Origin of the sequence: Haloferax sp. AB510, assembly GCF_024136985.1 — an archaeon.
Lineage (GTDB): Archaea > Halobacteriota > Halobacteria > Halobacteriales > Haloferacaceae > Haloferax.
Window position 1 is genome coordinate 24,821 of the sequence record NZ_JAMYJY010000039.1, and the last position, 6,389, is coordinate 31,209.

4 protein-coding genes are annotated in these 6,389 nt (G+C 64.8%); all 4 read left to right on the forward strand.

The window, feature by feature from the left end:
• The first annotated feature begins 114 nt into the window (after positions 1-114).
• The 4 genes from solA to NKF06_RS09645 all read left to right on the forward strand — a co-directional run bounded on the left by solA (position 115) and on the right by NKF06_RS09645 (position 6,187).
• Positions 115-1,257 carry an N-methyl-L-tryptophan oxidase gene (gene solA, locus NKF06_RS09630; RefSeq protein WP_253245256.1) on the forward strand — a complete coding sequence of 381 codons (1,143 nt, stop codon included), beginning with the start codon at positions 115-117 and terminating at the stop codon, positions 1,255-1,257.
• A 289-nt stretch (positions 1,258-1,546) separates the two neighbouring features.
• Positions 1,547-3,301 (forward strand): BCCT family transporter, encoded by a 1,755-nt coding sequence (locus tag NKF06_RS09635; protein ID WP_253245257.1) that lies wholly within the window; start codon positions 1,547-1,549, stop codon positions 3,299-3,301.
• A gap of 35 nt (positions 3,302-3,336) precedes the next feature.
• A complete protein-coding gene (locus NKF06_RS09640) occupies positions 3,337-3,495 on the forward strand; it encodes a hypothetical protein (RefSeq protein WP_253245258.1) in 159 nt (52 codons plus the stop codon).
• A 178-nt stretch (positions 3,496-3,673) separates the two neighbouring features.
• Positions 3,674-6,187, forward strand: a complete 2,514-nt coding sequence (locus NKF06_RS09645; protein ID WP_253245259.1) for an FAD-dependent oxidoreductase — start codon at positions 3,674-3,676, stop codon at positions 6,185-6,187.
• The last annotated feature ends 202 nt before the right edge of the window (positions 6,188-6,389 follow it).

Sequence of the window (6,389 nt, forward strand, 5' to 3'; positions counted from 1 at the left end):
TCGGCGTTCGACCGCCAGCGCTGCTCTCGGCGGGCCGGGCGTCGTTCCTCTGAAAAAGGGGCTCCGTGATACAGGTCAAGAGTGAAGGGGGGACGTTCCGAACCGCCGGACACAATGAGTGTCCGCGACGACCGATACGATGTCGCCGTCGTCGGGGTCGGCGGGATGGGAAGCGCGACCGCGTACCACCTCGCCGACCGCGGCCTCGACGTCGTCGGTCTCGAACGCTACGACATCCCCCACTCGCAGGGGTCGTCTCACGGCATCACCCGCATCATCCGCCGTGCGTACTACGAACACCCCTCGTACGTCCCGCTCATCGAACGCGCGTACGACCTCTGGGACGACCTCGCCGAGGAGACCGGCCGCGAGGTCATCCACCGAACCGGCTCCATCGACGCCGGACCAGAGGACAACGACGTGTTCGCGGGTTCGAAACGCTCCTGTGAGGAACACGACATCCCGCACGAGGTGCTGACCGGCGCGGAGGTCAACGAGCGGTTCCCCGGCTACGAACTCCCCGAGGAGTACCGCGCGGTCTATCAGGAAGACGGTGGGTTCATCGTCCCCGAGCAGGCGATTATCGCGCACACCGAAGCGGCGCAGGCCCGGGGTGCCGAGATTCGCGCCCGCGAACGGGTCGAAGACTGGGCGGAGACGAACGACGGCGGGGTGCGCGTCCGCACCGACCGAGGTGTGTACGTCGCGGACGCGCTCGTGCTCGCCGCGGGCGCGTGGAACTACAAGCTTGCCTCGGCGCTTGACGGCCTCGCAGTCCCCGAGCGACAGGCGCTCGCGTGGTTCCAACCGGAGTCACCGGCGACGTTCGCGCCCGAGGAATTCCCCGTCTGGAACCTCAGCGTCCCCGAGGGTCGGTTCTACGGGTTCCCGGTCCACGACGTGCCGGGATTCAAACTCGGCAAATACCATCACCGCGACGAGGAGGTTGACCCCGACGACTTCGACCGCGAGCCGAACCGCGCTGACGAGGCGATACTCCGGGACGCCACGGAGAAGTACTTCCCGGAGGCCGCGGGGCCGACGATGTCGCTCGCGACGTGCATGTTCACGAACTCGCCGGACGAACACTTCATCCTCGACACGTTGCCAGACCACCCGCAGGTCGCCGTCGGAGCCGGCTTTTCGGGACACGGCTTCAAGTTCGCCAGCGTCATCGGCGAAATCCTCGCCGACCTCGTCGTCGACGGCGAGAGCGACCTGCCGCTCGACATGTTCTCGCTCGACCGGTTCGAGTGACGACGGGCGGTCGCGATTGCCGCTCGTCAACTGATTTGACGATATAATTTTCGGAACTGTTCCTCTTTTGCGTATAAATGCCACTATTATCGAAGCCGACTTGTTATTATGTGTAACACCATTGGGTTGGTTGAATCGTGAGGGGTGTGGTCCTGTGTCATGGTCAGAGTGGACGCGTCGAGGTCGACGCGGCCGTCTCTCGACGGTGACACCGGGTGGCCCCAAAGCGGGGACAGCGATATGAACGAACACGAATTCAGGCGGCGGTTATCAACGGAGGCTGTATCGAATGACGAATAGCAACGATTCGACCGACCGGTCGACGAGCGACTTACAGGCGGACGTGTTCTACCCCGAGACGGAGCGCGAACCCGGCGACGGAAACATCCAGCGGTGGGGGCTCGACATCCATCCCGTCGTCTTCCCGGCTGCGCTCTTGGTAATCGGCGTCTTCGTCGCGGCGACGCTCATTCTCGGCGAGCAGGCGGCGAGCGTCTACTCGGCCGTCAGGGGCTTTTTTGAGGGCAACTTCGGATGGTTCTTCCTCCTGTCGGTGAACCTCTTTATCGTGGTCTTGGCGTACTTCGCGCTGAGTAAGTACGGAAAGATAACGCTCGGCGGTGTCGAGGCCGAAAAGGAGTTCAGCGACTTCTCGTGGATGGCGATGCTGTTCAGCGCGGGCATGGGTATCGGGCTCATGTTCTACAGCGTCTCGGAGCCGCTGTACTACTTCACCAACGTTCCCGGCTTCTTCGACGCCGAGGCCGGGTCCGGCGCTGCGGGCATCGCCGCGATGACGCAGACGTTCTTCCATTGGGGATTCCACCCGTGGGCCATCTACGGTCTCGTGGGACTGGGGCTCGCGTTCTTCTCGTTCAACAGGGGGCTCCCGCTCACCTTCCGGTCGATTTTCTGGCCGCTCCTCGGCGAGCGAATCTACGGCTGGCCGGGCCATCTCATCGACCTCGTGTCGGTGTTCGCGACGCTGTTCGGCCTCGCCACGTCGCTCGGCCTCGGCGTCGCGCAGATAAACACGGGCCTGTCGTATATCCTCGGCGAGAGCATGCTCGGCGTCCTGAGCGTTCCGAACAACACGGGGATGCAGATTGGGTTCATCGCCGTGATTACTCTCATCGCCACCGCCTCCGTCGCGGCCGGCCTCGAAGACGGCATCCGGCGTCTGAGCACGCTGAACGTCTTTTTGATGTTCGTCCTGTTGGCGTTCGTGCTCGTCGCCGGCGCGACGATGAGCATCTTCGGCGCGTGGGTGCAGGGTCTCGGGAACTACTTCAGCGACTTCCTCTCGCTCGCGTTCTTCACCGGGACGCTCGGCGACGGCGCGTCAACCGTCAACGGCTGGACGGTGTTCTACTGGGCGTGGTGGATTGCCTGGTCACCGTTCGTCGGTATGTTCGTCGCGCGCATCTCGAAGGGGCGGACGGTCCGCGAGTTCGTCTTCGGCGTGTTCGTCCTGCCGTCGCTGTTCTCGACGGTCTGGCTCTCGGCGTTCGGCGGGAGCGCGCTGTTCAACTCGCTTCAGGGTAACGGCGCGGTCCTCGCGACCTACGGCGAGGCCGGACAGACGGTCGCGATGTTCGCGCTCCTCGAACAGTTCCCGTTCAGCGCTATCACGGGACTGCTCGCCGTGACGCTCGTGGTGACGTTCTTCGTGACCTCCTCCGACTCGGGGTCGCTCGTCGTCGACCACCTCACGTCGGGTGGCAAGCACAACGTACCGCGGACCCAACGCATCTTCTGGGCGGTCGTCGAGGGTCTCGTCGCGGCACTTCTCCTCTACGGCGGCGGCCTCGGCGCGCTCCAGACCGCGGCCATCGCGACGGGATTCCCGTTCGCCGTCGTCCTCGTCGTCATGTGCTACACGGTCTATCTCGGTCTCGACAAGGAGTACGAACTCCTGCAGTCCGAGGAGTTCGCCGAGCGAATCGAGAACTTGGCGGACGAGGACATCGACATCGACGTCGGTCGCTCTCGGACGTCGGTCGTGACCAACGTCCAAGAGAACCCCAGCACGACGGACGACTAACGACGGGGTCACCGAACGATGACTCGATGCTATCGATGAACGCGCTCGCTGTCGTTTCGGCGGCGTTCGCGGTTTTCCTTTTCCTCGTTGCGCTGTTCGCGATGACGGTCGGTGAGCTACAGGGCGCGGGTCTCGCGTTCCTGAGCGCCAGCCTCGTCATCTACCTCAGAGAGAAGTACCTCGCCGGCGAGTGACGTTCGTCGGCGACGCTCCCCGTCCCGTTGGCAAACGCTGCTCGTCGGCGCTCTCTCCTCGTGCAAACGACGCTCGTCCCGTGGCGAGACCCGGCTCTCACCACCCCCCGGTACGTATACACCTCAGATAGTGGACCCGGAGAGATATCCGGGGGCCGCGGTCACTACTGTTTGGTATATGAACACATGGTCTACGTTTCCCGAACGCGCCGGAACGGTCGTTGTCGGGGCCGGCTGTGTCGGTTGTAGCGCGGCGTATCACCTCGCCGAGTCGGGTCGCGAAGACGTCGTCGTCCTCGACCGGGGGCCGCTGTTCGAGACGGGAGGTTCGACCTCTCACGCCCCCGGACTCGTGTTCCAGACGGCCGGGAACAAGCTGATGACGGAGATGGCGTCGTACACGCGCGACCTCTACGACGGGTTCGGTGACTTCCGGACGTGCGGTGGCATCGAGGTCGCCTACTCCGAAGCACGCTGGGACTTCCTCAAACGCAAGCGCGAGTGGGGACAGTCGTACGGTATCGACGAGGGCGAACTTCTCACGCCCGAAGAGGTCGAAGCGCGCGTCCCGCAGATAAACGCCGACGTCATCTACGGCGGGTACTACGTCCCGTCGGACGGGAAGGCTGACGCCGTCAGCGCCGCCGAATCGATGGCGGAGCAAGCCCGCGAGGCAGGCGTCGAGTTCTACGGCCACACCGAGGTCACGGATATCGACGTCTCCGACGGCAGTATCGACGCGGTCGACACCGAACACGGTCGAATCGAGGCCGACGAGGTGCTCGTCGCCACGAACATCTGGGGGCCGCTGTTCGGCGAGATGGTCGGCACGGACATCCCGCTTGTGCCCTGCGCGCACCAGTATCTCGTCTCCGACGAACTGGACGAACTCGAAGGCGCAGAGCGCGAAATCGAACAGCCGCTCCTCCGGCATCAGGACCACTCGCTGTACTACCGCCAGCACGGCGAGCGCTACGGTATCGGCTCGTACAACCACGAGTCGCTCCTCGTCGACCCGGCGGATATCTACGGTCCCGACAAGCTCGACGACCTCGGACTCGAATACCCGTCGCTTCGGGAGTTCACCGAGGAGCACTTCTACGAGAACACCCACCCGGACCACGACCGGTCGGCGTTCGACGCCGCAAGCGAACTCGTCCCCGGCTTCGAGGACTGCGAGTGGACTTCCGCCATCAACGGCATGTTCTCGTTCACGCCCGACGGCATGCCCATCCTCGGACCGGACGAGGACACGGACGGACTCTGGTGGGCGCTCGCCGTCTGGGTCACGCAGTCCGGCGGCGCGGGCGACATCGTTGCCAGCTGGATGGAAGACGGAACGCCGCGGCTCGACGGATCCCGAGTCAACGCTTCCGGCGCGCACGTCTCCCGGTTCCAATCGCACACGGGGAGCCGTGAGTACACCTACGGGCGCGGCGCACAGCAGTACCGCGAGGTGTACCAACTCATCCACCCGCGCGAACAGCCGGACGGACAGCGCGCCCTCCGCCGGAGTCCGTTTTACGACCGGCAGGCCGAACTCGGCGCGGAGTTCTACGACAGCGACGGCTGGGAGGTCCCGCAGTGGTACGAGTCCAACGAGACGCTCCTCGAAACGTACGACGTTCCGGACCGCCCCGACTGGCTCTCGCAGAACTGGTCGAAGGTCCAGGGCGCGGAACACCAGCACCTCCGCGAGAAGGTCGGCATGGTCGATATGACGACCTTCACGCCCATCGAAGTGACGGGGCCGGGCGCGCTGGAGTTCCTGCAGGGGCTCCTGACGAACGATATGGACGTCACGCCGGGCCGGATGCGCTACTCGGCGATGCTCAACGAAGACGGCGGCGTGCTCGCCGACCTGACGGTCGCCCGCCTCGGCGACGACCGGTTCGTGCTGTTCACCGGGGGCGGAAGCTCGGCGACGCTCCATTCGCGCTGGGTTGAGGAGCACGCGCCCGACGACGGCTCCGTCGACGTGACCGCGCACGTCTCCAGTCGGACCGGCATCGGCGTCTTCGGACCCGACTCCCGGAAGGTGCTTGAGGACCTCGTCGAGGCCGACCTCTCGAACGACGAGTTCCCGTTCTACTCCGCACAGGAGACCTACCTCGGCAGCATCCCCGTGACCATGCTCCGACTCTCGTACGCCGGCGAACTCGGCTGGGAAATCTACGCCCCGACCGAGTACGGGAGCCAGCTCTGGGACGCCATCCGGGAGGCCGGCGAGGAGTACGACATCGCGCCCGTCGGTTGGGCCGCGCTCGACTCGACGAGCATGGAGAAGGGATTCCGTCTCTGGGGAACGGACCTCACGCCCGAACACAACCCGTACGAGGCCGGAATCGGCTTCGCGGTCGACCTCGACACCGACTTCGTCGGGAAGGCGGCGCTCGTGGAGGACAAAAACGACGACAGCCCGAGCGACCGAATCGTCCCGATAACGCTCGACGAAGAGGAAGCCGTCGTCGACGCGGGCCACCCGGTGTTCGCCGACGGCGAGGTCGTCGGCTACTGCTGTCGGGCGGACTACGGCTACACTATCGACGCCGGCATCGCGTACGCGTACCTCCCCGAGCAGTACGCCAGTTCGGGGCAGGACGTCGAAATTCGGTACGAGGGCGACGCCTACCCCGCGACGGTCCGGTCGGGGCCGCTTTTCGACCCTGACCGCGACAAGATGATTCGGTGAGCGCCGATTCGCGGCGCGTCACCGCCTCTGACTCAGTTTATCGGCGGTGTCGAACCGCAGTCGCTGATAGTCTGACGAGGCCGTGCTGAACTCTGGACGAACGTATTGGGAGTCAGGACTGTCTGATGAATAACTACCCTACCGCTGTCACTCGTCTTCGACGGCCTTCAGGTCGAGCCGCGGAGCAAACGACTCGTACGTC

What these genes read in the sequence shown, in the direction of transcription:
- NKF06_RS09645 (WP_253245259.1), top strand. Translation starts at nt 3,674, where the DNA reads ATGAACACATGGTCTACGTTTCCCGAACGCGCCGGAACGGTCGTTGTC.
- NKF06_RS09640 (WP_253245258.1), top strand. Translation starts at nt 3,337, where the DNA reads ATGAACGCGCTCGCTGTCGTTTCGGCGGCGTTCGCGGTTTTCCTTTTC.
- solA (WP_253245256.1), top strand. Translation starts at nt 115, where the DNA reads ATGAGTGTCCGCGACGACCGATACGATGTCGCCGTCGTCGGGGTCGGC.
- NKF06_RS09635 (WP_253245257.1), top strand. Translation starts at nt 1,547, where the DNA reads ATGACGAATAGCAACGATTCGACCGACCGGTCGACGAGCGACTTACAG.